22 protein-coding genes are annotated in these 23,903 nt (G+C 65.1%); 4 read left to right on the forward strand and 18 right to left on the reverse strand.

Going from position 1 to position 23,903, the window contains the following annotated elements:
* Nucleotides 1-483 precede the first annotated feature (483 nt).
* Entirely contained in the window at nt 484-762 is a 279-nt protein-coding gene (locus tag P1J78_RS19225; RefSeq protein ID WP_275569010.1) for a DUF3572 domain-containing protein, read from the reverse strand.
* A gap of 95 nt (nt 763-857) precedes the next feature.
* Between P1J78_RS19225 and P1J78_RS19230 the strand changes: the two genes are divergently transcribed.
* Nucleotides 858-2,225 carry a diguanylate cyclase gene (locus P1J78_RS19230; protein WP_275569011.1) on the forward strand — a complete coding sequence of 456 codons (1,368 nt, stop codon included), beginning with the start codon at nt 858-860 and terminating at the stop codon, nt 2,223-2,225.
* A gap of 136 nt (nt 2,226-2,361) precedes the next feature.
* On the opposite strand, the gene P1J78_RS19235 is transcribed toward P1J78_RS19230, so the two are convergent.
* From P1J78_RS19235 to P1J78_RS19250, 4 genes are all read right to left on the reverse strand, one after another.
* Nucleotides 2,362-2,862: a periplasmic heavy metal sensor gene (locus P1J78_RS19235; protein ID WP_275569012.1), complete on the reverse strand. Its 501-nt coding sequence runs from the start codon at nt 2,860-2,862 to the stop codon at nt 2,362-2,364.
* 4 nt (nt 2,863-2,866) lie between these two features.
* On the reverse strand, nt 2,867-3,244 hold the full coding sequence (locus P1J78_RS19240) for a hypothetical protein (RefSeq protein WP_275569013.1): 378 nt from the start codon (nt 3,242-3,244) through the stop codon (nt 2,867-2,869).
* On the reverse strand, nt 3,237-3,824 hold the full coding sequence (locus P1J78_RS19245) for an RNA polymerase sigma factor (protein WP_275569014.1): 588 nt from the start codon (nt 3,822-3,824) through the stop codon (nt 3,237-3,239). Before P1J78_RS19245 ends, P1J78_RS19240 begins: the two co-directional genes overlap by 8 nt.
* A gap of 125 nt (nt 3,825-3,949) precedes the next feature.
* The gene (locus P1J78_RS19250; RefSeq protein WP_275569015.1) at nt 3,950-4,672 is read right to left on the reverse strand and encodes an EF-hand domain-containing protein; all 723 of its coding nucleotides are present in this window, start codon (nt 4,670-4,672) and stop codon (nt 3,950-3,952) included.
* A 256-nt stretch (nt 4,673-4,928) separates the two neighbouring features.
* On the opposite strand from P1J78_RS19250, the gene P1J78_RS19255 reads away from it, so the two are divergent.
* Both P1J78_RS19255 and P1J78_RS19260 read left to right on the forward strand, forming a co-directional pair.
* Nucleotides 4,929-5,327, forward strand: coding sequence for a DUF983 domain-containing protein (locus P1J78_RS19255; protein ID WP_275569016.1), 399 nt, complete (start codon nt 4,929-4,931; stop codon nt 5,325-5,327).
* A 68-nt stretch (nt 5,328-5,395) separates the two neighbouring features.
* Nucleotides 5,396-6,064: an NUDIX hydrolase gene (locus tag P1J78_RS19260; protein WP_275569031.1), complete on the forward strand. Its 669-nt coding sequence runs from the start codon at nt 5,396-5,398 to the stop codon at nt 6,062-6,064.
* A 24-nt stretch (nt 6,065-6,088) separates the two neighbouring features.
* Here the strand turns inward: P1J78_RS19260 and P1J78_RS19265 are convergent, their stop codons facing one another.
* The 9 genes from P1J78_RS19265 to P1J78_RS19305 all read right to left on the reverse strand — a co-directional run bounded on the left by P1J78_RS19265 (nt 6,089) and on the right by P1J78_RS19305 (nt 16,814).
* The gene (locus P1J78_RS19265; protein WP_275569017.1) at nt 6,089-7,756 is read right to left on the reverse strand and encodes a formate--tetrahydrofolate ligase; all 1,668 of its coding nucleotides are present in this window, start codon (nt 7,754-7,756) and stop codon (nt 6,089-6,091) included.
* A gap of 153 nt (nt 7,757-7,909) precedes the next feature.
* Nucleotides 7,910-8,335 (reverse strand): hypothetical protein, encoded by a 426-nt coding sequence (locus tag P1J78_RS19270; protein ID WP_275569018.1) that lies wholly within the window; start codon nt 8,333-8,335, stop codon nt 7,910-7,912.
* Between the two features lie 144 nt (nt 8,336-8,479).
* The gene (locus tag P1J78_RS19275) at nt 8,480-9,172 is read right to left on the reverse strand and encodes a hypothetical protein (protein WP_275569019.1); all 693 of its coding nucleotides are present in this window, start codon (nt 9,170-9,172) and stop codon (nt 8,480-8,482) included.
* Nucleotides 9,173-9,592: 420 nt separating this feature from the next.
* Nucleotides 9,593-10,114 (reverse strand): DUF2478 domain-containing protein, encoded by a 522-nt coding sequence (locus P1J78_RS19280; RefSeq protein ID WP_275569020.1) that lies wholly within the window; start codon nt 10,112-10,114, stop codon nt 9,593-9,595.
* 67 nt (nt 10,115-10,181) lie between these two features.
* Nucleotides 10,182-12,647: an arsenate reductase (azurin) large subunit gene (locus P1J78_RS19285; RefSeq protein ID WP_275569021.1), complete on the reverse strand. Its 2,466-nt coding sequence runs from the start codon at nt 12,645-12,647 to the stop codon at nt 10,182-10,184.
* An 11-nt stretch (nt 12,648-12,658) separates the two neighbouring features.
* Nucleotides 12,659-13,183: an arsenate reductase (azurin) small subunit gene (locus P1J78_RS19290; RefSeq protein WP_275569022.1), complete on the reverse strand. Its 525-nt coding sequence runs from the start codon at nt 13,181-13,183 to the stop codon at nt 12,659-12,661.
* 147 nt (nt 13,184-13,330) lie between these two features.
* The gene (locus tag P1J78_RS19295) at nt 13,331-14,545 is read right to left on the reverse strand and encodes a sigma-54-dependent transcriptional regulator (RefSeq protein WP_275569023.1); all 1,215 of its coding nucleotides are present in this window, start codon (nt 14,543-14,545) and stop codon (nt 13,331-13,333) included.
* The gene (locus tag P1J78_RS19300) at nt 14,539-15,966 is read right to left on the reverse strand and encodes a sensor histidine kinase (protein ID WP_275569024.1); all 1,428 of its coding nucleotides are present in this window, start codon (nt 15,964-15,966) and stop codon (nt 14,539-14,541) included. The genes P1J78_RS19295 and P1J78_RS19300 overlap by 7 nt, the downstream gene beginning before the upstream one ends.
* A 2-nt stretch (nt 15,967-15,968) precedes the next feature.
* Complete coding sequence (locus P1J78_RS19305; protein WP_275569025.1) at nt 15,969-16,814, reverse strand: PhnD/SsuA/transferrin family substrate-binding protein; 846 nt, start codon at nt 16,812-16,814, stop codon at nt 15,969-15,971.
* 782 nt (nt 16,815-17,596) lie between these two features.
* Here P1J78_RS19305 and P1J78_RS19310 point away from each other — a divergent pair.
* On the forward strand, nt 17,597-18,721 hold the full coding sequence (locus tag P1J78_RS19310; RefSeq protein WP_275569026.1) for an NAD(P)/FAD-dependent oxidoreductase: 1,125 nt from the start codon (nt 17,597-17,599) through the stop codon (nt 18,719-18,721).
* Between the two features lie 201 nt (nt 18,722-18,922).
* Here the strand turns inward: P1J78_RS19310 and P1J78_RS19315 are convergent.
* From P1J78_RS19315 to P1J78_RS19330, 4 genes are all read right to left on the reverse strand, one after another.
* Nucleotides 18,923-20,112 (reverse strand): IS3 family transposase gene (locus P1J78_RS19315; RefSeq protein ID WP_275569027.1). Its coding sequence is split into 2 segments (ribosomal slippage): nt 18,923-19,860 and nt 19,860-20,112, totalling 1,191 coding nucleotides; the frame shifts between segments, so codons are not numbered across the junction.
* A gap of 141 nt (nt 20,113-20,253) precedes the next feature.
* Entirely contained in the window at nt 20,254-21,546 is a 1,293-nt protein-coding gene (locus P1J78_RS19320) for an MBL fold metallo-hydrolase (protein ID WP_275569028.1), read from the reverse strand.
* Nucleotides 21,543-21,737, reverse strand: coding sequence for a hypothetical protein (locus P1J78_RS19325; RefSeq protein ID WP_275569029.1), 195 nt, complete (start codon nt 21,735-21,737; stop codon nt 21,543-21,545). Before P1J78_RS19325 ends, P1J78_RS19320 begins: the two co-directional genes overlap by 4 nt.
* Nucleotides 21,738-21,851: 114 nt before the next feature.
* Nucleotides 21,852-23,834 (reverse strand): AAA family ATPase, encoded by a 1,983-nt coding sequence (locus P1J78_RS19330; protein WP_275569030.1) that lies wholly within the window; start codon nt 23,832-23,834, stop codon nt 21,852-21,854.
* Between the last annotated feature and the right edge of the window lie 69 nt (nt 23,835-23,903).

Below are 23,903 nucleotides of genomic sequence, written 5' to 3' on the forward strand. Positions count from 1 at the left end.
CGTCCCGCGCATCATCACCCCCAGCATGCCGTGCAAAGGGTGAATCACGTTCTCAAACCCCTGTCGAGGCAGAGTTTTTCAGCAGCCTGCTAATGGGTCATCGCATGTGGACGTTTTCCGTTGCGAACGGGCGAAGCCCCGGAGGCGCTGGGTGCCATGGGGACATCCGAGCCACGTGAGGAGCCGCGCGAGGGCCGACGCGCGCGGCGGCGCTCCGACCTTCGAACGGCGCACTTTATGGCTGCCAAATCCGGACGACCTCAGAGCTCAGCAATAACGTCCACCGCAGCGCCGCCGCACCGGGGCGCATCTCTCGGGCATTTCGCTGGCGAAATGCCCTGCCGACAGGCGATTGCAGAGCAATCGCCGAGAGGCGGCGCTCGCGCGGCGGCCTACGGCCTTGTTCCGCGCCGGACACCGTTCGAATGCCTCCAATGCAAGGCGCAGAGCCCGCGGCACAGGCCCCCCGCCAAGACACCCCGGTCAGGTCCAGTGCACCTCCTGCCCGCCGGGCAGCGCCGCGCGGGCCTGCATCACGCTGTCATAGGGCAGACCGGCCGCGTCGCAGAAGGCGGTGACCCAGGCGTCGTCCATCGCCAGGAAATCCAGGACCGAGGCCAGGAACTCCGGATCCGCCGCCCGTGCCCGCACCTCGCCGGCCGAGATGCCGGTGGAGCCCAGGAATACCCCGAACAGATCGTCGCTCTCGGCCAGCCAGGCCAGGGCCCGCACCGCCAGCGTCTCGGCCATTTCCCGCGTCATCACGACTCCACATCTCTCCCGGCAACGCTTTCTTAACCGTTCTGAAGGAAAGAATAAGCCGGAAAGCCGGATTTGTATCGAATTGCGAGGAACCGATGTCGGGCCGCATCCTGATCGCCGAAGCCGCCGCGGGCGCGCGCATCCTGTTGCAGGCCCGCCTTGCCGCGCAGGCCTACGAGGTGGCGCTGGCCGCCGACCGGGCCGAGCTGGTCCGGCAGGTGCGAAAGGCCGCGCCGGATGTGCTGATCCTGCCGGAGCGGCTGGGCGGCGGCGATGCGGGCGCGTTGATCCGGGCCGTTCGCGCGCTGCCCGGCGCGGAGACGCTGCCGGTCGTCGTCCGGCTCGCGGAGGCCGGCGACCGGGGCGCGCGGCTCGCCGCGCTGGAGGCCGGGGCCGATGCGCTGGTCGGGCCGGCGGCGGACGCGGCGCTTCTGGCGGCCACGATCCGCAACCTGACGCGGCGCAGCGCCGGCGCGGCGGAACTGGCCGAGGCGACCTCGGGCCCCGGCTTCGCCGATCCGGCGCCGGGCTTCGCGCCGGCCGGGCGCATCGTGCTGATCGCGCCCGACGCGGCCACCGGAACGGCCTGGTGCCGCGAGTTGGGCCCGCGCCTGCGCGGCCGCATCCGCGTGCTGGAGGCGGCGACGGCGCTGACCGACCTGCGCCGGGAAGAGCCGCCCGACGCGATCCTCGTCGCCGAGAACCCCGCCGCCCCGGAACGCGCCCTGCAGCTGGTGTCCGAGCTGCGCTGCCGCGCCGCCACGATGCATGCCGCGATCCTGCTGGTGCAATGCGACACGGGCTGGGGCCGCGCCGTCATGGCGCTCGATATCGGCATCGACGACCTGATCGAGACCGGCTTCGACGCGGCGGAGGTGGCGCTGCGCCTGCGCCGGGCGCTGGCGCGTAAGGCGCGCGAGGACCGCGCCCGCGCCGCCCTGCGCGACGGGGTACGGCTGGCGGTCACCGATCCGCTGACCGGCCTGTTCAACCGCCGCTACGCGATGGCCCGGCTGGAGCATATCGCCGCCGAGGCGCAGCGCACCGACGCGCCCTTCGCCGTGCTGGCGATGGATCTCGACCGGTTCAAGGCGATCAACGACCGCTATGGCCATCCCGCGGGCGACGCGACCCTGATCGAGACGGCCCGCCGGATGAACGGCTGCCTGCGGCAGGACGACCTGCTCGCCCGGACCGGCGGCGAGGAGTTCCTGGCGGTGCTCCGGGGCTGCTCGCTGGACCAGGCCAAGGGCGCCGCCGACCGCATCCGGCAGGCGATCGGCGAGCGGCCCGTCGCGCTGCCCGACGGACGGGTGGTCGCGGTGACGCTCAGCATCGGGCTGGTGCTGGCCGGCGCGGGCGACACCGAGCCGCACGCGCTTCTGGCGCGCGCCGACCGGGCGCTCTACACGGCGAAGTCAGACGGGCGGAACCAGGTGACGGTGGGCTCGCACGCCGCCTGACGGTGCCGGCTGCGCTGGCGCGGACCGGCGGGATCAGGCAGGCGCGGCACGCGGTACCGGCCCTTGGGGCGCGGCGCGCTCTGACCTATTGATTTCGCATGTCCGAGGCGTACAAGACCGACGCCCGCGACTTGCGCTAATCGCGGTCCCGGTGCGGCGGGCGGTGCCAGCGGCGCACGCCGCGCTCCAGCGCCTCGGCGTAATCGGCGCGCTGCGCGCCGTTCATCTCGGCGATCCGTTCCAGCAGCAGCGCCCGGCCGAGCCGCTGGCTCTCGAACACCTCTTCCTGCTGCGAGGTCACGATCCGCTCCACCGCGCCGTGGTCGTAGGGCTCGGCGCGGAGCGCCGCCAGGAAGGCCTGGAATTCGCGGCGGAGCGCCGTCCGGCGCTCGCGGAAACTGCCTTCCTCGCGCTTCAGCGCCTCGCCCAGGGCCTCGCGATCGGCCTGCGGCAGGGCCGACACGAACGGGCCGAAGCCCAGGTCGTGCAGCTCCGGCCGCCCGTCGCGGTCGGGCGGGCCGTGCAGGACGGCGCCGAGCACCAGCCCGGCGATCAGCAGGTTCAGCCCCAGCGAGGCGATCAGCACGATCCGCCAGATGCCGCGGCGGCGCGTGGTTCCGGTGTCCCCGTCGGCCATCGGCTCAGCCCTCGCCCAGCATGCCGGCATAGGACGGCATCAGGTTTTCCAGCGCGTAGCCGCCCGGGGACAGGTAGCCGCCCGACAGACGCTCCAGCGCCTGCGGCGAGGCGACCCCGATGGCGACCCCGGTGACCGCCGCGCCGACCAGCCCCGCCGCCGCCGGCCAGCCGCCGACGCCCGCGATGAGCCCGGCGAGCCAGCCGCGCCGCCGGGCGGGAGGCGCGGGCGCCACATGCGCCACGGGCATCTCCGCCTCGGCCTCGGCCATCACCCGCGCCAGCAGGGCGTCGGACGGCGCCGGCGCGGCGCTGCGCGCGGCCTCGAACAGCCTGTCCAGCTCCGCCTCGTCCAGTGGTCTTTTCTCAGCCTTGTCAGCCATCCTCATACCCCAGTTCTGCACGCCGCGGCGCCAGTTCCGCCGCCAGCGCCCGCTTCCCCCGGGCGGTCAGACTTTCGACCGCCTCGACGCCGATGTCCATGACCTCGGCGATTTCGGGGTTCGAGAACCCCTCGATGTGGCGCAGTACCACCGCCTGCCGCTGCCGCTCCGGCAGGGTCTGCAGCGCGGCGTCCAGCGCCCGCGCCCGCGCCGTCTCCTGCAGCCCCGCCTCGGCGCCGGGACGGTCGTCCTCGGGCTCGGGGATGCTGTCCAGGTCCTGGCCGCGGCGCTTGCGCAGCCGGTCGGTGCACAGGTTGGTCACCACGCGGTAGAGCCATGTCGTCACCTTCGCCTCGCCCTGCCGCCAGGCCGGCGCCTGGCGCCACAGCCGCAGCATCGCCTCCTGCGCCACGTCCTCGGCCTCGGCCCGGTCGCCGCCCAGGATCCTTGCGGCATAGCCCAGAACCCGCGGCGTCAGGCGCAGCGTGAGCGCGCGCGCCGCCGCCCGGTCGCCGTTGCCGTAGGCCACCAGCAGCGCCTCGTCGGAGACGTCGGACAGGGCATCGAGCGCCATGTTCATGGTCCGTCAGAGGTATCCCGAAAGCCGTACGGCGACAATCGCCGCCCCGCCGGACAGGGCGGGGCGACGGCGGGGCGACGGCGGGGAGAGGACCGCGCGCCGCCCGCGGGGGGACGTCCGTTCGCCTAGCGGCCCTGGCCCTGCGGGCCGTTGCCGGGGCCCTGCGGGCCGTAGCCCGGCATCATCCCGTAACCCGGCATCATGCCATAGCCCGGACCCATCTGGCCGGGGCCGTAGCCCTGCATCATCGGCGGGTGGCCCTGCATCCAGCCGCCGCCATGCCCGTGCCCATGTCCGTGACCGTAGCCGTGACCGTGACCGTGGCCCTTGAAGCCCCAGCGGCCCCCATCGCGCTCCCCGTCGCGGTCGCCGTAGCGGCGGCCGTCGCCATCGCGGCCGCGGAAATCGCCGCGCATCGCCTCGGCTTCCGCCTGGGTGATGCTGCCGTCGCCGTCGGTGTCGAACCGGTCGAAGAAGTCGCCCCGGCGCTGGCCGTCGGCCAGTTCCTCGGCGCTCAGCAGGCCGTCGCCGTCGCTGTCCAACCGGTCGATCATGTTGGCGTAGCGGAGCGCGGCGCGTTCGGCCTGCCGCTGATCCCAGAAGATCTGCAACTCCTCGGCGTTCAGCAGGCCGTTGCCGTCGGCATCAGCGGCCGCGATGCGGTCGGCGCGCACGGCCTCGACCTCGGCCTGCGTCACGGTGCCGTCGCCATCGGTGTCGAACTGGGCGAAGATCATCGCCATCGGGCCTTGCGGTGCGGCGGGGCCGTTGCCTTGCGCCGTGGCGATCACGCCGGTGGACGCGATCGCGATCAGCGCCGTGGCGGCCAGAAGGGACGTGCGTTTCATCTCTATCTCCTTGTATGTCCTGTTGCAGAAGCGCGCCTGTGCGGTCGTCTTGCGCGTTCTGACTGTCGAACGGGCGGCGCCGCGGTTTCCGTCGCAGGCGGCCGGATTTTTTTCGCGGCACCCCTGGGCGACCGGGCGCGACCCGGTCCCATCGGGCGCGGCAGTGCGCGACAGACCGCCGCAAGGACGACGCGCCCGGTTTTCGAAACGGCGCGATGGCTTATCTTGGGGCAGTCCCTTGGATTTCAGGCCCTGCATGAAAGACACCTACATTATGCCCGACACCCAGGCCGAGCGCCCGGTCAAGCCCGCCCTCTGGCGCGGCTGGCGGCGCCGTTGCCCGAACTGCGGATCCGGCCCGATGCTGCGCGGCTATCTCCAGGTGCGCGACGAGTGCCCGGTCTGCGGCGAGGCGCTGCACCATCACCGGGCCGACGACGGCCCCGCCTATCTGACGATCCTGATCGTCGGCCACATCATGGCGCCGGCGCTGCTGGCGGCCTATACCGCCTATCGGCCCGAGCCGCTGGTGCTGGCGGCCGTGTTCTCGGTTGGCTGCGTGGCGCTTTCGCTTTACCTTCTGCCGCGGCTGAAGGGCGCGATGGTCGGCCTGCAATGGGCCAAGCGGATGCACGGGTTCGGCGGCGGCGCGTGAGCCGGCCGGACCGCCGGGCCGGCGGGAGGGACAAGGTGGACAAGAGCGCGATCCGCGATGCGGCGACGATGATCGTCGTACGCGATGCCGACACGGCGCCGCGCGTGCTGATGGGGCAGCGCGGGGCGGCGGCGGCCTTCATGCCCAACCGGTTCGTGTTTCCCGGCGGCGCGATGGACCCGGCCGACCGGGAGGTCCCGCTGGGCACCGACCTGTCGCCGGCCTGCGCCGCGCGGATCGACGAGCGCAGCGCGCCCGGCCTCGCCCCCGGCCTCGCGGCCGCGGCGATCCGCGAGTTGTGGGAGGAGACCGGGCTGATCCTGGGCGTCCCCGGCGCGTGGCGCGGCGCGGTGCCGGCGGACTGGCAGGGCTTTGCCGCCTCCGGCCACCTGCCGCATGCCGCCGCGCTGTCCTTCGTGTTCAGGGCCGTCACGCCGCCGGGCCGGCCGCGCCGCTTCGACGCGCGGTTCTTCGTGGCCGACGCCGCGGCGCTGGCCACCGACCCCGACGACCTGTCGCGCGCCTCGGACGAGCTGAGCCACCTGCAATGGATCCGGCTGGAGGAGGTGCGCAACTTCCACCTGCCCTTCGTCACCGAGGTCGTGCTGGCTGAGGTCGCCGCCGCTCTGCCCGATCTCGGCCCCCCGGACACCGTGCCGTTCTTCGACAACGGCGCCGAGGAGAGCCTGTTCCGGCGACTGGGCGGCGTCGGGCCGATGCAGGGGTATGGCGGCTAGGCTACGGCCGCCCGCCCTGCCCGGTCAGAACAGCCCCTCGATCTCGCCCGCGTCGTTCAGGCCAATCGCCTCGGCCGACGGCACCTTCGGCAGGCCCGGCATGGTCATGATCTCGCCGCAGATCACCACGACAAAGCCCGCCCCCGCCGACAGCCGCACCTCGCGCACCGGCACCGAGTGGCCTGTCGGCGCCCCGCGCCGCGTCGGGTCCGTGGTGAAGGAATACTGCGTCTTCGCCATGCAGACCGGCAGGTCGCCGTAGCCCTGCGCCTCCCATTGCTTGAGCTGGTCGCGGATCCGGGCGTCGGCCAGCACCTCGTCGGCGCGGTAGATGCGCCGGGCCACCGTCTCGATCTTCTCGAAGAGCGGCATGTCGTCGGAATAGAGCGGCGCGAACTGGGCGCCGCCGCCCTCGACCATCTCGACCACGTGGTTCGCCAGATCGGTGATCCCGGCCGAGCCCTCGGCCCAGTGGCGGCACAGGATCGCCCTGGACCCGTGGCTTTCGACATAGTCCATGACAGCCTGCACCTCGGCGTCGGTGTCCGTGACGAAATGGTTGATCGCCACGACCGCCGGCACGCCGAACTGCTTCACGTTCTCGATGTGGCGGCCGAGGTTGTCGCAGCCGGCGCGGACGGCCTCGACATTCTCGGTGCCCAGGTCGTCCTTCGCCACGCCGCCATTCATCTTCATCGCCCGCACGGTCGCCACGATGACGACGGCCTCGGGCGACAGCCCGGCCTTGCGGCACTTGATGTCGAAGAACTTCTCGGCACCCAGATCGGCGCCGAACCCGGCCTCGGTGACGACGTAGTCGGCGACCTTCAGCGCCGTGGTCGTGGCCATGACGGAGTTGCAGCCATGGGCGATGTTGGCGAACGGGCCGCCATGCACGAAGGCGGGGTTGTTCTCCAGCGTCTGCACCAGGTTCGGCTGCATCGCGTCCTTCAGCAGCACGGTCATCGCGCCGTCCGCCTTGATGTCGCGGGCGTAGACGGGCGTGCGGTCGCGCCGGTAGGCCACGATGATGGCGCCCAGCCGCCGCTGCAGATCCGCCAGATCCGTCGCCAGGCACAGGATCGCCATGACCTCGGAGGCGACGGTGATGTCGAAGCCTGCCTCGCGCGGGAAGCCGTTGGCGACGCCGCCCAGCGAGGCCACGATCTGCCGCAGCGCCCGGTCGTTCATGTCCATGACGCGGCGCAGCGCCACGCGGCGGATGTCGATATCCTGCTCGTTGCCCCAGTAGATGTGGTTGTCGAGCATCGCCGCCAGCAGGTTGTGGGCCGAGGTGATCGCGTGGAAGTCGCCGGTGAAATGCAGGTTCATGTCCTCCATCGGGACCACCTGCGCATAGCCGCCGCCCGCGGCGCCGCCCTTCATCCCGAAGCACGGACCCAGCGAGGCCTCGCGGATGCAGATCGCGGCGCGCTTGCCGATCGCGTTCAGCCCGTCGCCCAGGCCGACCGTGGTGGTGGTCTTGCCCTCGCCCGCCGGCGTCGGGTTCACCGCGGTGACCAGGATCAGGTGGCCGTCGGGCCGGTCGCGGACCGAGGCGATGTAGTCGGCCGACACCTTGGCCTTGTCGTGGCCGTAGGGCAGCAGGTGTTCGGACGGGATGTCCAGCTTCGCCCCGACCTCCTGGATCGGCTTCTTGTTGGCGGCGCGAGCGATTTCGATGTCGGACACGGGGGGCCTCCTCCCTCTGGCAAACCTGGTCGAGCCTGCGCTTAGACCGGATCGGCGCGGGCCGAACGTTCAACAGCGGCGTACGGGAGGGCGTCCGCGACCTTGCCGCCGAGCCTAATCGTTATGTGCTCTATGAACGATCCCTCTCCGGCTTCAGCCAGTGGCGATTTGCCGTCGCGGTGGCGTTGTTCGGCTTGGGTCTGCAATCCAAACCTCGATGTCGGGGAACGGCAGCAGCAGCTGCTCCAATACCGCATCACCGGCCGTCACGAGGATGATGGAGCGCACCGATGATGCACCGTGCCGGTGAATGAGTTGCGCAGAAAAAAGCGCCTGCCCCATTACGCTCATCCCGAGCCTATTCGCCTTCGTCTGCACAACAACGACATCACGACCAGTCAGGTCCGGGTAGTCGACCCGGGTCGCTCGTCGATGCTGTTCGTTGGGAAGGATCACCGCATCGGCCCGCCGTTCAGCAATGCCGTTGCTTTTTCGAACGAGCCTGTACTCCGGGATGTAGGCGCCATTGCAGCAGACTTGCCAGAAGTGCTCGGTAAGCGGGGTTTCGTACTTGCTCAAGAGGTCAGCCTCCCGGCTACGGAGGAGCACTGTTTCAATTGGGATGCGGAAGGGAAGTGGTGGGCGACCCTTTCATCACTTTCACCTTAAGATCAACTACTTGCTTCATGGAATGCCACCTACCCAACAGTTGACCAACAATTTTTAGGCTGCTAGTTCGGCCACCGACCCCACGGGCGCAAGCAGATTGCGCTGATCCGGGGCCTTGAATTTACCCCCGTTCCGGGTCTCCAGCGAGACCACCGAGAATCCGCCGAACGACTGGCGCTGCACGTCCGTCAGATCGACCACCTGAACCTGCATCGAGCCGGGTTCGCTGACGACCGCCAGAACCTTGTGCGGGCCGACCGGTTCCGGGACCACGAACGACACTTGGGAGCCTTCGCGGCTCTGCGGCGTCACGACGATCACGCCGAACTGTTCGCTGTTCAGGTTCGCCCAGAGGTGCGGAGTGCCCTCGCCTTCTGAGGGGAAGGTCACGCGGCCTCCGGCGACCTCGATCAGGCCCGCCAGCATGAGGACCGCGCCCTTCGCCTTGGCTGCGCTGTCTGCACTGTGCTTCGGGGACTCGACCGGCTTCCGGCCCAGGGCCAGCCACACCTCGTCTACCTTGAGGAGCCGCGACAAGGCACGCACGTTGTCTTCGCGAGGCCGCGAGGCTCCATGGCACCACTTGTGGACGGTGTTGACGCTTACTTTCGTGCCGTGCTTCTCCAGTTCCCGCTTGAGCCACGAAAGCCTTCCGTGGGGCGTCGGAGGTGCGTGAGGGCTGGCTTCCAGCGCTTGGGTGAGCCGGAGCCCGAACTCCTCGGTCGTGCTTTGTACCATGTCACTCATGCTCCTCTAGCTGCCTGATAGCGCCGGATAAAAATTCACCTTTCAAGTGTTTATTGAAATCTCCTCTTTGTCAACTTGCCTGCCGTTAAGCTCGGCACAAATCCGCTATTAACGGAAAGCGCTTCATCAGTTAAGTAAAATACGATGCTACGCCTTTATAGATCAGAAGAGTTCTTGGGTGGATACAGCCTTGAGGCGCAACGGGTACTTTGAAGCGGATCGTTGGGCCTTTTCCAAGAGCGGCGAGGAACGCTTCGGCGTATTGAAGTGGAGGCATTACCGTGGGGTGAGGTTCAGGGTCATGGCGAGGGGAAAAGCCGCGGCGCATTTCCGCCAGTCGCCGCCATTGAGCCACATCACGAAAAAGCGCTTGGCTCCGCGGGCAAACCAGCACCTCCGCAAGGCCGCAATATCGATACTTCAGATCATGTCGAGCGCACGCGGGCGCTCGACGCTTTCGAACCAGTCGCGAACGGCATGCAATTCCGGCGCCAAGGGCACAGCCATGCCGCCGGAAAACATGTTGAAGTCAGGCAGGCTCATCTGGGTCACGCCGACAAGTGTAGGTATTTCCATCTCGATGGCCGCTGCGATTGCCGTGTAGAGACCGCGCCCCCGAGCCTCCAGCTTGCCGAACTTGTTCACGACCAGGAGGTCGGCATTCCCGAGGCGGGGCTCGACGGCAGCTCCAATCGCCACGATGGTGCTTTCGTCGAGGCGACAGCCTTTCGCGCCAGTTCCGAGAGGCTGGCTGATCCGGAACCGGGGGCCGTCGGGCAACACGCGGAGCTCCATGTCGCAGGGATGCGCCAGGGCGCCGACAGACCCGGCACGGACGGTTCCCGCCAGCCGCACGCCATCGGCCTCGAATGCCCTGACCGCTTCTGCGATCAGATCGTCGATCTTCCCGCGTCCAGGAACCGTAACATAGGCAAGCTTCATCGGTCGGTCTCGCTGACAGGAGACCGTGGCGCCCGAGAAGCGCCACGGTCGAAGCGTGTATCGAGCCTCAGAGTTCGACTTCCCAGGACTTGAAGCTCTGCCGTCGCGCGGCGGGACTGGCATCCGCGATCTTGCGGATGTCGGCCCAGGTCTGCTTGTAGTTCGGAAGGATCAGGGCGTTCGTCCCGGCGTTGATCACGTTGCCCTGCGTGCCCGAGGGCGCGCCGAACAGCATGAAGGTCTCGTTCCGGCGTGCCGTCGGCTCGAGATAGACCATTGCTTGGGTGGCGCCGTCGGTGTTGAAGACCTCCACCAGATCGCCGTTTCCGACGCCGAGTTCGGCCGCGTCTTCGGGGTTGATCTGAAGGAAGGGCACCGACCAACGGTCCATGACGAAGTCGTTGTCCTGGTCGAGGAACCAGTTCTGCCAGTTGAGGTTCGACCGCCCGTTGTTGATCAGGAACCGGTGGTTGGCCTTCTGTTGCGCCTTGCCGGGCGCCTGAAGGCCGCGCCAGGCGGCGTGGCAGAACAGCGCCTTGCCGTCCTCGCGGCCGTGCCGGGTGAACACGCCGTCCGCATAGAGGCGGGGCGTGCCGACCAGCTGGCCCTCCTCGTAGCCGATGACCGGCTCCTGCACGCCGTTGTTGCCCATGGCGCGCAGACGGTCGTAAGTGACCTCCGGGTTGCCCGAATTGTAGCCGTCCATGAAGGCGTCTTCCTCGGTCTCCCAGTCATAGCCGGTGAACTGCGCGGCATAGGCGGTCCGACCGTCCTCGGTCAGCACGCGCTCGAGATGGTTGGCGAGACGCGCGGCTATCAGGCAGTCGGGCATGGCTTGCCCGGGACCGTCCATGTACTTCTCCACGAGCCGCAGACGCCGCTCGCCGTTCATCGAGGTCAGATTCATCTCGCCGGACTCGACAGCCGGCAGGACCACGTGCGCCGCCTGCCCGATCTGAGTGTGGATGATGTCCACGTTGACCGAGAACAGGCCGCCCGCCCGGATCGCGCCCTCGATGGCGTCGACCAGCTCGGTCCGGGTCGCACCGATGGCATTGTCCATGGCCTCCTTCACCATGTTGGTGCGGCGGTTGTACGCGCGCTTGAACCGGCTGGCGTTCAGCGTCGTCTTGTAATGGTCGCAGGCCCAGATGTGGTGAACCGCCCCGCCGCCGTTGATCAGGAGTTGATCGAAGTAGGGCGCCGGGCGTCCGATATGGGCCTCGCTCGGGCGATAGTAGCCTTCCTGGTGACCGCCAAGACGGCAGACACCGCCACCTTCGCGGCCTATGTTGCCGCAGGCCAGGCCGAGGTTCACTAGGGCTCCGACGGTCCGATAGTTGTCGTTGCCCCAGATGATCCCCTTCTCGTAGGCGATCACTGCCTTGCGGCGGGCGCCGTCGTCATGGGGCTGTGCGTACCACTCTGCCGCCTTGACGATGTCCGCCTCGGGGACGCCGGTGATCTCGGCGGCCTCCGCCGTCGATATGCGGATCGCGTCGAGCGCGGCCTCAAAGCTGCCGAGCGCGGCGGGGTAGGCTTCGCTCTGCGCGACCTCGACGGCGTTCTGGATCGTCGAGGCGGCGATGAAGTCGCTGTCCAGCCAGCCCTGGTCGGCCACATGGGTCAGGATCGCGTTGAAGAGGGCAAGGTCGGTGCCGGAATTCGGCTGCAGGTGCAGCACGTTTTCGGCCCCGGCCGCCTCTTCGCAGGCCCTGACCGTCACCGTGCGACGCGGATCGACGATGACCACCTTTGCGCCGCCCCGCATCCCCGGCACCATGTGGTTGAGGAACAGGTTGGTCTGGCATTCCAGAGGGTTGGCGCCCACGATCATTATCGTGTCGGTGAGCGTGTAGTCCTCGTAGGCATAATTCAGCTCGGCCACGCCCATGTCGCGCGAGGAGTGCACCTCGGAGTTGTAGGCCGGGCGGTTGTGGATCCGGCAGTTCTTGACCTTCATCGATCCGAAATAGAGCTTGCCGGTCCCCCACGTGTTCTCGTAGCCCCCGGCCGAACCGCCGTGGTCGAACATCGAGACGTAGAGCTGGTCCTCATCGTCGGCGTCGATGAAACGCGCGGTGACGCGGGCCACCAGATCCAGCGCATCGTCCCAGGAGGTCGGCTGCCAGGTGCCGTAGCGCCAGACCAGCGGATCGGTCAGACGCTGCTGCTGCGTCCCGAGGACGTCAGAACGGCGGTTCTCGGCCATCCGCGCGCCGCGGATCGAGCCGAGCCCGGAGTTCACCACGCAGTCCCCGTCGGGCTTGATGACCAGGTGCACATCCTCGCCGTCCTTCTTGACGACGTTGTACATCGACGGGGAATACCACGCTTCGGCGTCCTGGTACTGCTGTTCGCTCAGGTCCACGCCGAACTTGTTATGGTTCGGAGCGGTGCCGCCCTGCCTGTTGAGCGGCCAAGTGTAGGCTTTGTAGCCGCAACCGACGATGCAGTAGTGGCAGGTGACGTTGTGCTCTTCCGCGTCCGCCGGGATGATCGGAAGACGGTCGGTGAAACGCTTGTAGGCCATCTTTCCCCTCCTCAGCTTTCCAGGACGTTCGACAGGCGGCCGTAGATCAGCTCGTCCACACCTTCGGCGTAGATGTCGCCCTGATCGTCGACCCGCAGCTCGAATTGCGGGAGGTTCTGGGTGGCATGCCCCCAGGTCTGCTGACCGCCCGCCTCGCAGTCGAACCGCGAATAATGACCCGGGCAGTTCAGCGTCTTGTCGCCGGAGTTGTAGGACATCAGCCACCCCTTGTGCGGGCAGAGCACCGAGAACGCGACGATGTCGCCATCCGGGCCGACCCCGCCATCGACCGCGGCGCCCAGCTTGAGCAGGACGCCGGGGCTGTCCGCGTCGGGATAGGCGATATCCAGGGGTTCGTTGACCGCCAGATCGGCGACATTGGCCAGCCGGTTCGACGGGTAGTCAACCCGAGCAAGCCCCTGGGCTTTCGCCTGGCTCGCCGGCATCACGGTTGCGGCAGCGGCCCCGGCCGCGCCAACAAGGCCGCCGCGCAGGAACTGGCGCCGGCCGACATCGACCATGCGATTGCACTTCATGGAAAAAGCCCTCCCTTGGTTGCTTTTCGGACAGGATAGTGCAAACCGCAGGCCGGCTGGGGATTTGCTCTGGCGCTCAGGGCGCGGCCAAGCTATTGTTTTTGCTTCCGGAATAGCGGTGTTCGGATTTCCGAACGTCGCCTTCGGTCAAAGATCGAGCTTCTGCATCTTTTCCCAGAGAGTCGTTCTGGAAACTCTCAGCAGACGGGCAGCCTCGGCCACCTGCCCGCCGGTGCGCTCGAGCGCCTTGATGATCTGGCGACGCTCTGCCACGGCGCGGGCTTCCGACAGCGACTGAACGTCCCGGTCTTCCTCGTTCAACTCCGGAAAGACATCCGCCGGAAAGATCCAGTCTCCCGCCGCCACGTCCAATGCGCGCAACAGCCGGGAGCGCAATTCGCGCCCGTTCCCCGGCCAGCCATGATTGCGGATGGCGGTCATGGCGAGGTCGGAGATGCCACGCAACGGTTCGCTCCGCCTGGCGTTCAGCGACTTGAACATCTGCCCCGCCAGCCAGGCCGCGTCTTCGGCCCGTTGCGACAATGGCGGCACCACGATCTCGTTCGAGACAAGGGCGTAGAGAAGGTCGGAGCGGAAGTCGCCTGCCTCGGCCTTTGCGTCGATCCGGGTACCGCAGGAGGCGATCAACCGGAACGGCGCTTCCTCGATTGCTGCCATCAGCCTGCCCTGGTCCAGATCGTCGATGCGCCCAACGCCGTTCACGAACAGCGTGCCGTCGGACACGGCCCCGAACGCGGCGACCAGCTCGTCGCCGGCCTTGTCCTCGCGGAAGGCGTTGACCGTGACGAACGGGGCCGAACGGCGCTCGGACAGATCGTGAATGCGCCGCGCGATACGTTGCTTTCCCAGGCCACGGCCTCCGCGGATCAGAACCGGCCGATCGTGGCACGCGAATTCGGCGACGAGGGCATCCACCTGTCGGGCGAGCGCCGAAATGCCGGTCTCCGGCGGCACGCCGGCGATCGAGCCCCGAGGAAGGATCTGTGCGAGACGCCCTAGGAAGGCGGGCATGTCGAAGGGCTTTGTCATGTAGTCGGCACCGCCGGCCCGCAAGAGGCGGACGGCCTGGTCGATCTCGCCCTGCCCGGTGATGAAGAGAAAGGGCGGCGGCGCGATCGAGCGCGACACCGTGTTGAATATCTCCTCCCCCGTCCCGTCGGGCAGACGGATGTCGCAGATGACGGCATCGACCGCGCGGTGCGGGGTCCGAACCGCGGCGATGCCCCGGACCGCCTGCTTGACCCAGGTAACATCGGCGCCCTCGAGTTCGAGACGCTGCAGGAGCGAGTTTCCCATCAGCGGGTCGTCCTCGATCAGGACGAGATAGCGACCGGTCAGCATGGCTCTGCCGCGCGCCGGCGCGGAAGCCTGACGGTGATCTCGGTGGTGCCCTCCGATCGGTCACAGGCGATGGTACCGTCCAGGCCGGTCACGAGATCGCGGACCAGCCGAAGACCGACGCCGCCGCCGGGCGCCACCGGCGCCTCGGAGAGCAACCGCGTTCTGGCGGTGTCGGAAAGGCCGGGCCCGTCATCCGTCACCGACAGTTCGAGCGTGTCTTCCGTTTCCCGGATGCGCATCGAGACGGAACCGCCTTCGGGCGCGGCCGAAGAGGCGTTCAGCAGAAGGTTGAGCGCCACCTGACGAATCGGCGCCGATGGAAGGCGTCCGAGGATGTCGTCGCTCCCGTCGATCCGCCAGTCGAGCCGTTGCCTGCGACGGATGGTTTCGGGCTCGAACAGCAAGCGCAGATCCTCGAAATCCGACCTGGAAAGCGATTGCCCGGACCGGTCCATACGGTTTTCTTCCAGGATCGCGCGGCTCACGTCGCGCAGATGGCGCAACCCGCGGTCTAGTAGCTCCACGGACTGCCGGACAACATTCGGGCGGTCGGCATAGGTGCGGATGGTATCCGTCGTGTTCAGCAGACCCCCGAGCGGGTTGTTAATCTCGTGTGCAAGTGACGATGACAGCCGGCCGAGACTGACAAAGCGCTCCCGCTCTGCTAGTCGCCGCTCTGCCTCGGTCCGCGCGTCGATTGCGCCGGCCATGTCGTTGAAGTTGCGAAGGAGCCTGGTCAGAACGGAATTCGAGCGCGGGATCGCCGCCTCAGGAATGGGATGCGGCGTGCCGCCAGCCTTGCCCATATGGCCTGCAAGCAGTTCGACCGGCTTCAGCATGCGCGACATCACAAAATACCCCGCGAGCGCCAGCATGAGCGTGGCAATCGCATTGCCCGCGAGTAGCGCAAGCGCGGCGCCCCGGCGCTGCGCGACGAGATCGGCCACGTCGAGTTCCGTCACGATCTGTCCGACATCGCGCCCTTGAACGGACAGGGGCGCGGTCACCCTGACAACGGAACTACCGTTCGCGGCGCTCACCTCGCCGACCGGAACGGCGTCGCCCACGAAGGCGTCAATGCCACTGTCCACGGGCGCGCGCGTGGGATCTGTTGCCGCCAGCACGCTCCCGCGATCATCTGCCACGACCGTGAACAGGATGCGTTGACCGGACGCGTTCGTCCGGGCCCGGTCGAGCGTGTCGTAGACCTCCCAGACGTCCTTGTGCAGCGCGAAGGGGCCGAGGGCCACGGCAAGACCCTCGACGTGAAGTCGCGCATATTCCCGAAGCCGCGCGTCCTGAAGCCGGCCGAGCGTGGACAGGACCTGCTGCGATGCTGCGAGGCCGAGAAGGACCATCAGGACCGCGGTTGCCAATGCGACGCGGATCGTGATCGGCCATGCATCGAAGCGCCTCAGCATCCTCAGCGTCCCGAAAGCTCTGCCATTCGAGCGGCAATGCCGTTGAATAGGGTTGTGTCGCCCTGCTGGATACCGTCCAGGAATAGAAGCTGGAGGGCCTCACGCCCGATAGGTGACGCGCCAAGGCCGCGAAGCACCTTTCCGAATCTTCGGACGTTGGGATCCGACGCCCGGTCCGCGCGCGCGGCGAAGGGCGGGAAGCCAAGCCACTCCGATTTCGCCACGATGCGCGTCGGTGCCGTCAGGGACGGCTCGACGCTGGCCAGCGCTTCCCAGACATAACCGTCCACGCTCCCCGATCGGGTAAGACCGTCCGCGACGGCGCGGACGACGTTCCGATGCCCGTAGGTGAAGATCGCGCGCGAAAAGAACCGCTCCGGCGTCTCGTCCATGCGCGCCAGATCGGAAGCGGTAACTAGGTAGCCGGAATTGCTGTTCGGGTCCGAAAAGGCGTGAATACCGCCCCTTAAATCCGCCAGCGCCTTTGCCTGATCCTCCGCCCGCACGATCAGATAGGATTGGTATTGCGGGCGCCCGCGCCAGACCGGAACGCCGAGCAGTGCGAGGCGATCGCGATGCTGAAGGAAGGGATAGCCGCAGATCCAGGCCGCATCCACCGATCCATCCAGAAGCGATGCGGTGATTTCCTGATATGTGCGGCGCTGGATCAGATCGATGGGGTCGCCCTTCGCATCGGACAAGGCCGTCCGGAGGCGCTCGATGACGTTGGCGTCGTTGTCCAAAAAGACCGGCGTAAGACCGAACCGGAACGCGGCCCTCCGCGCGAATGCCGGTGCGGAAAGCGCGACGCTCGCACCCAGACCGCCAAGGACTCGCCTCCTATCCATCGAAGTGCCTCCCACCACACCGGATGCTAGCGACCCGAGCGGTCTGCAGGCAATGCCAGACCTCACCGGGGCAGAACAAATGGGCTTTTAGAGAGATCGCTTGAGCGTGTTTGTCGCACACCCCGGCGCTTGCCGATGCAAGATGCAGCATCAGCCAAGAGGCTTTCTTGGAGCGCATCGGTGAACTTCCAACTTCGACCCCCAAAAGACCGCTCTGGCCCTCCTTGCGGCCGCTCAGGATCATGTGGCACTTGACCGCTCCGGACTCGAATCGATCATGCGGCGCCGCTGCGCAGGGCGCCGTCACTACGGCTGTCAATCATAACGCTGTCGGCCCACTGCGGACTTCCGGCGTCGGCGTGTCTCACGACCGCTTCCGGCCCTAACCGGTCATTCGGCAACATCGTCATCGCTGCAGCGCAGCTACCCCGAACCAGTCATTCGTGACTACGTGCTGCGTGGTCTGGCAGCCAAAGGTCAACAGAGCGGACGGAGTTGACCTCAGGTGCGACCTTAATCTCAACGGCCGCTCGGTTTTCGGGCTCTGAACCGGCGACGTCTTCGTGAAAGCCGCAACCGACCTTTCCACCTGCGCGACGTTTTGAGCCAGGAACATGGGCTTGGTATCGCCCGGTCGCTTGACTTTGCGATCGCTGCCGTGCGTAGAGTTGCATTCAGCTTGGAGTAACTGGTGTTATTCTGAGCATCATACGACCCTTCTTCAGTTGACCGGACAGCTCTTCGGGTGGCTCCGGGATCGGTCTGATTAAAAGGGTAACACTATGAAATCTCGTGTTCTCATCCTGGGGGCTGGGTTTGGCGGCCTGGAACTGGCAACCCTGCTTTCCGAGGCATTGGGCGAGGCGGCCGATGTTGTCCTCATCGACAAGAGCGACAGTTTCGTTTTCGGATACAGCCGTATCGACGTGATGTTTGGCAAAACGACGCTGGATGCTGTCCGCTTGCCCTATGACGACTTTGCAAAGCCCGGTATCCGGCTGGTGCGGGATACAATTTCCGCAATCGACGCCGATGCGCGGCTCGTGACCACCACTGATGGCATCTATGAGGCCGACTTTCTCGTGATCGCCTTGGGAGCGGATTACGACATCCCGGCGACGCCGGGCCTCGCCGAGTACGGGAACGAGTTTTACTCCAACGTGGGGGCGGACCGGCTGCGGACGGTTCTTCCGGGCTTTTCGGGAGGTTCTGTACTCATAGGTGTGTGTGGCTTTCCCTACAAATGCCCGCCTGGTCCCAGCGAATGCGCCCTGACATTGCACCATTACCTGACGGAACGCGGAATCCGCGACAAGTGCGACATCACCTTTGTCTCCCCGCTATCCACACCCATGCCCGCCTCGGCCGAAATGGCGCAGGCGCTTATGGACTCGTTCGAAGATTTCGGGATCCGCCTATTGCGCCAGTGCAGGGTCATACGGCTCGAACCGGGGATGGCTGTTCTGGACGATGGCATGGAACTACCCTTCGATCTATTCCTCGGCGTGCCCAAGCACACGCCGCCACAGGTGGTCATCGACAGCGGCCTCACGGAGGATGGATGGGTGCCCATCGACCTGGCGACCCTGGAAACCAGGTTTCCCGACGTCTACGCGATCGGTGACATGGCGGCGACGGGACTGCCGAAGTCCGGGACGTTTGCGGAAAGCGCTGCGCGAAGCGTTTCAACAGCGATCCTCGCGAAACTCGAAGGCGCTGAAGCGGAACAGAACACTGGGACCGGCACGTGCATTGTCGAGTACGGCGATGGTCGGGTCAGCTATGCTGAACTCGACTTCCTGACAGGAGCATCACTTCAAGCAGTTTACCATCCGCCATCCCTTGCCGGAAAGAGGTTCAAGAACGGCTTCGATGACCACCGGAGGGCGCGTTGGTTCAACGCATGAGACCAAGCGGGCTTATTGTCGATGTCAATCTTGAACTTGCGGAAGAAACGGCCAGCGCGCTCGCAAAGACTGCTGCTGGCGGGTCGCGAACGGCCCAAAGCCGACCTTGCCCATCAATTCAAAATGCTGCAATGAGGTCCGCCATTGCGGCCATTCATACAGGGCGCAGCATTTTGTCGGTTCTGACCTGCCACTGATCTTTCATCCAGCCGCGACCGGAGCCCGGTGGGTGTTTACGCCGATCGGCGCAGGATGAGCAATCGCCCGACGCGCGGAGCTATCATCTCGCGCAGCGGGGCGGGCGATTGCGGTGGTCAGGGTCCGCGCGTAGTCAGCAGGGGTCTGGTAGTCCAAGGCCGAGTGCGGGCGTTCAGTATTGTAGTCGGCGGCCCAGGCCGCGATCACAATTCGCGCATGTGCCAGGTTGCGGAACATCGTCTCGTTGAGCAGTTCGTCGCGCATCCGCCCGTTGAAGCTTTCGACGAAACCGTTCTGCATGGGCTTGCCCGGCGCGATGTAGTGCCATTCGATCCGGTGCTCGGAACACCATCGCAGGATCGCGTTACTGGTCAGCTCCGTCCCATTATCGCTGACAATCATGCCGGGCTTGCCGCGGCGCTCAATCAGGGCCGTCAGTTCACGCGCCACTCGGCGCCCCGAGATCGAGGTGTCCGGAATCGCCGCGAGGCACTCCCGGGTAACATCGTCGACCACGTTGAGCACCCGGAAGCGCTGGCCGTTGGCGAACTGGTCATGGACGAAATCCAGCGACCATCGCGCATTGGCCCGCGCCTCGACCAGGATCGGGGCTCGCGTCCCGATAGCCTTGCGTCGGGCCTTCCGCTTGCGCACCGTCAACCCCTCCTCGCGGTAGAGCCGATAGATCCGGTTGATGCCTGAAGGCTCCCCCTCGCGGCGCAAGAGGACGAAAAGGCGGCGATAACCGAAGCGTCGGCGCTCGTTGGCCAGCTCCCGCAACCGATCGCGCAGCACCGTGTCTGGCGGACGCTGCGCCTCGTAGCGGACCATCTTGCGATCCGCCCCGGCAATCCGGCACGCCCGCCGTTCTGACAGCCCGAACCGGGCCCTCAGATGCGCGACCGCCTCGCGCTTCACGGCAGGCGTCACCACTTTTTTGAAACCAGCTCCTTCATCGCGGCGAGATCAAGCATCTGCTCGGCCAGCAGCTTCTTCAGCTTCGCGTTCTCGTCTTCGAGCGTCTTCAGCCGCTTCGCCTCGGACACCGTCATGCCGCCGAACTTGGCCTTCCAGTTGTAGAAGGTGCCTTCCGACATGCCGTGCTTGCGGCACAGGTCCGCGCACTTCGCGCCTGCCTCGTGCTCGGCCAGAATGCCGATGATCTGTTCGTCCGTAAATCGCGTTCGCTTCATTGTCCGTCCTCAAGTTGGGCCGGACTCTAATCGGCGGTGGAGGAAAAATCCCGTGGCAGGTCAGTTCAAACGTCGGTGTGCAGACGTTTCGGATAGTCGCTGCGCCCCGATTAATGCAAAGTCTATTTGAACGCACCCAATTCAACGCTCCAGATGAACTCGAAATGAAAACCCTGACAGCTGATCCACTTGGATTGGTCCGAACGTCCAGAAATCTCGCAGTACTTCTGCGTGCGGGTGTCCGTAACTATGGCGTGGCTCAGAGCTGAATACGCTTGTCTTCGGCGCAACAAGTGCTGCAAGGCCATCGTGCCAATTGGCCCTCGCACCATGATGCGCAACCTGAAATACGCTAACGCGTCTTGCGCGGCGCGCATCAAGGTAACTCTCCAAATTTTCCCACTTCGCGGCACTATTCAGGTTCCCATCGCCGGTTAGCAGGATCGCACCTCTCACTTCGTGTTCCTTCCAACAGCCGCAAGCGCCGATAAATCGGTGATACAAGCATTCGCAATTGCAGATCCTCTGCCCCGTCCAAGGGCCAACTGCACCGGCATAAAGCATTAGACTGACATTGTTCATGGCCGCCCCACGACCGAAGGTCATCTCATAGAGCGTCTTCAGTTCATCAAGAGCGCTTTGCCGTTCGTCTTGGTTGCGGTTCAGCAGCGATCCTCGAAGCGAATCCACTTTTGACGCAAACCCGAATGGGTCATCAGGTTCTGTAGCGGGATCATTGTAGGGCAGAAATTCCCAAACTTTATGGATGAAAATTGCTTTACCTGATCGAAGCATCCGAATGCGATGGTCCAAGTGACCGTATGCCCCTTCCAAATCTCCGTACGAAACGGGTTCGCCGGGCCCGGACGGCTTCCCGGGGTCATCTAAGTCTTCGGGCGGTTCGGGGGCTGCTGTCGGTTCGGTCGAGAATGGCGGCCCATCTCCGTTAGAGGGCATAACGAACAGGACCTGTTCAAACCCGTCACCCGCCTCCTGGATGAAGTATTGCACTGGGTCGACATAGAACAACATCTCGGGGTCTTCTGCCCTCAGCCCTTGTTCAAAGCCGATCAGCAGGCGGTGCCACAAGGGTGCCCACGGTAGCATTAACGTCTTGGCACCTATCCCATTCAGTAGTTCAACAATACCGCTGATGTGGTCATTGTGGAAATGCGACAGGGTGAGAAGGTCGATTTTCTCACCTTGGCAATCATGTTTCAGATCGTCGATCGCGTTGGTGACCAGCCGCTTTCCCGAACTGGAACCACAGTCATAGACCCAGCGATATGGCCCCACTGGAGCCGGCCTGGGCGGTCCGCCAGTATTTACAATTCGGCGGGGTCGTCGTGCGGGCGGCCAGAACTCAACCGAACCGGTGGCAAACAAGCCCTGGCCGACTGGAAAGAACTGGTGAACCGCTTGAATATTGGTCATGCGTCGACTGCTTCTACAGCAAGCTCCAGGGCCTCGTGCAGCACGGAGTCGGGGAGTTTGCTGCGGGTAATGGCGGTGAGGTTGGCCTCCAGCTGGTCGCAGAGGGCCATCAGGGCATCGAGCTTGGCCGCGATGCAGTGTTGTTCGGCGAGGGGCTGGAGGGGGACATACTGCCTAGTCGCCTGTTTCATAGCTCGACTTTCCTTCAAGTGCGTTGGTACTAGTTGATTGTTTCGTAAGATGTATCGATATCAAAGGCAAAGCGGACGGCATTCAGAAAGAGCTATGACGTAGTTACTATTTCGTCAAGAAACCCGGTTCATCTTGGTGCGCAAACCTTCAGACCAGTCCTTCAACGACTTAATGTCGGCCATGACTTCGGATGGCTCCGGTGGCTCGGGATCATGGCCACGAGAAGGATCATGTGCATCGACGAAGTCGCAGCACTTTTTGAATCCATTTTGGAAAATTTGTACATCAGCCTCTTCCAAGGCTGTGACACGTTTTAAATTTTTGGTGTCTATGTAATCGCGGTGACGCATCACGACATTGGCAAATACGATGTCCTCCAGCGCCCGCTCCCAAGTCGCTCGCAGTCGACTGTAGAGAGAAGATACTGCCGTTTTGTAACTTTCGTCGTCATTCGCTTCAAACAAGCGCTTTGCGTCGCGGGCTTCTTTTTCAAGTTTGTCAATCCGGTCTCGAATACTAGACGCCGTCCAAGGCAAATCCCTATTGACGATGCCGACGACATCCTGTCCGCGTGTGAGATGTGCCAGTGCAGTCCGCGTATTTCGCTCCGAAGCCAACTGGGCCAAATCATTTACGAAGATCATGTCATGCGTGAACACGATAACCTGCCGCACGCCGGCTTCCTTTGCCAGGCGCCTGGCGACTTTTGAGCGCCAGCGATGATCGAGCGAAGAAACCGGATCATCGAACACAAGCGCTGATGTGTGTGATGCGTTGGCTAGTTCGGTAAGGTATGAAGCCAACGCGACGCACGTCTGCTCGCCCTCGCTGAGCACATCATGGACCTTGGCCTTGGGGTTGGCATAGAGCTTCACCTCGTATTGCGGTGAACCAAATTTCCCCCCCGAGCGCACGACCTCGACCCGCACCCGATTACCAGCCAGCGCGACGATCTCTTGTTGAAACCGGTCACGCATACGCGGCGTTATAAGATTGTCGGCGATTTCGTTCCCGAGCCGCGTGATCGCCGTGGTGGCGGTGTCGCGCAAGCAGTCTTCAATGCGCTTTAGCTCTGCGAGCCTCGCGATCTCTGTTTTCGCAATATCCAGCAATTCGTGACTTTGTTTCCGGTCCTGCAAGTCTGCCTGTTCATTGAGCACGGCTTCCCGTGCCTCGCCGCCGGATGCGTCATCGAGAGAAGCCGCATAGGCGCGTGTCTGCGCAGCTTCGGTGTTTACGGCCTCCGCGACGGATTCAGGTAAAGCCAGCGGATCTGGAACATCTTCGCCGGAGAGCTGCGCAAGCGTCTGCACCTGCACACTCCGCGCAAGCGCGATGAATCTCAGCACTTGCCTTGCGAGCGCGAAGTTGCCGGCTTTCAAACTCCGATAGGCCGCAGAGACTTTGTTTACGTGAACGACCACAGCGCGGAATTTTTGCTCTGCTTCCTTGAAGACACGCTCGGCCTCTGTCGCTTTGGTTTCTGTGTCCTCCTTGATGAAGTCCTCAAAGCCAAGCATCCGCGCGGCGGTGGGCTCGTCGATCTCCTGATGGCACAGAACGCAGATATCTCCTGACGATGGTGGAAACGCTGTACCAGCGCCCTTCGCCACTTGCGAATATGCTCTGGCGGATTCCCAGAGAGTCCGCCAGACGGTTTCACCAACGCCCTCAAGCGCCAATCCGGAAAATGCATCATGCGCTGCCGTGTTGGCGGCCATGCGCATGTCGTCAGCACCTTTTTTCGTCGCATGAAGCGCCTGAATGGCCTCGTCATTCAACGCCTGCTCGATCCGCTTCAAATAGGATTCCAGTTGATCGAGCTGAGCCGCGTAGTCGCGCTGCGCTTGCGCCGCCACGGCGGGGTCTTGAGCGAGATCGGCCTGAAGCTTGATAAGGCGCGCTTCGTCCGCATCCGAAAAGGCTGTCTTGGGCGTTACGGCGGCGATGTCGGTATCATGACGAAGCGAAGACAGAGCTTTGCCGAGCGCAGAGCGGCTTGACCAGATCGGATTGACGAAAACAGAGTTACGCTTTTGCTCCAGTGTTTCTTTCTCGGTTGTCAGGCGTGCCTTAGAGCGTTTGCCCACCGACATGAATCGATTGGGGATTCCCATTCGGCCGAGGGACTGATTCACTGACCCTGGGGCAGATACTGGGGGCAG

Source organism: Psychromarinibacter sediminicola, from assembly GCF_029168335.1.
GTDB classification, from domain to species: domain Bacteria; phylum Pseudomonadota; class Alphaproteobacteria; order Rhodobacterales; family Rhodobacteraceae; genus Psychromarinibacter; species Psychromarinibacter sediminicola.

Excerpts from the sequence above, each read along its gene's own strand:
- P1J78_RS19290 (WP_275569022.1), bottom strand. The coding sequence starts at position 13,183 with ATGAAGTGCAATCGCATGGTCGATGTCGGCCGGCGCCAGTTCCTGCGC.
- P1J78_RS19255 (WP_275569016.1), top strand. The coding sequence starts at position 4,929 with ATGAAAGACACCTACATTATGCCCGACACCCAGGCCGAGCGCCCGGTC.
- P1J78_RS19330 (WP_275569030.1), bottom strand. The coding sequence starts at position 23,834 with ATGTCGGTGGGCAAACGCTCTAAGGCACGCCTGACAACCGAGAAAGAA.
- P1J78_RS19320 (WP_275569028.1), bottom strand. The coding sequence starts at position 21,546 with ATGACCAATATTCAAGCGGTTCACCAGTTCTTTCCAGTCGGCCAGGGC.
- P1J78_RS19305 (WP_275569025.1), bottom strand. The coding sequence starts at position 16,814 with ATGGATAGGAGGCGAGTCCTTGGCGGTCTGGGTGCGAGCGTCGCGCTT.
- P1J78_RS19250 (WP_275569015.1), bottom strand. The coding sequence starts at position 4,672 with ATGAAACGCACGTCCCTTCTGGCCGCCACGGCGCTGATCGCGATCGCG.
- P1J78_RS19295 (WP_275569023.1), bottom strand. The coding sequence starts at position 14,545 with ATGCTGACCGGTCGCTATCTCGTCCTGATCGAGGACGACCCGCTGATG.
- P1J78_RS19310 (WP_275569026.1), top strand. The coding sequence starts at position 17,597 with ATGAAATCTCGTGTTCTCATCCTGGGGGCTGGGTTTGGCGGCCTGGAA.
- P1J78_RS19245 (WP_275569014.1), bottom strand. The coding sequence starts at position 3,824 with ATGAACATGGCGCTCGATGCCCTGTCCGACGTCTCCGACGAGGCGCTG.
- P1J78_RS19260 (WP_275569031.1), top strand. The coding sequence starts at position 5,396 with ATGATCGTCGTACGCGATGCCGACACGGCGCCGCGCGTGCTGATGGGG.
- P1J78_RS19235 (WP_275569012.1), bottom strand. The coding sequence starts at position 2,862 with ATGGCCGACGGGGACACCGGAACCACGCGCCGCCGCGGCATCTGGCGG.
- P1J78_RS19230 (WP_275569011.1), top strand. The coding sequence starts at position 858 with ATGTCGGGCCGCATCCTGATCGCCGAAGCCGCCGCGGGCGCGCGCATC.
- P1J78_RS19240 (WP_275569013.1), bottom strand. The coding sequence starts at position 3,244 with ATGGCTGACAAGGCTGAGAAAAGACCACTGGACGAGGCGGAGCTGGAC.
- P1J78_RS19300 (WP_275569024.1), bottom strand. The coding sequence starts at position 15,966 with ATGCTGAGGCGCTTCGATGCATGGCCGATCACGATCCGCGTCGCATTG.
- P1J78_RS19275 (WP_275569019.1), bottom strand. The coding sequence starts at position 9,172 with ATGAGTGACATGGTACAAAGCACGACCGAGGAGTTCGGGCTCCGGCTC.
- P1J78_RS19285 (WP_275569021.1), bottom strand. The coding sequence starts at position 12,647 with ATGGCCTACAAGCGTTTCACCGACCGTCTTCCGATCATCCCGGCGGAC.
- P1J78_RS19225 (WP_275569010.1), bottom strand. The coding sequence starts at position 762 with ATGACGCGGGAAATGGCCGAGACGCTGGCGGTGCGGGCCCTGGCCTGG.
- P1J78_RS19325 (WP_275569029.1), bottom strand. The coding sequence starts at position 21,737 with ATGAAACAGGCGACTAGGCAGTATGTCCCCCTCCAGCCCCTCGCCGAA.
- P1J78_RS19280 (WP_275569020.1), bottom strand. The coding sequence starts at position 10,114 with ATGAAGCTTGCCTATGTTACGGTTCCTGGACGCGGGAAGATCGACGAT.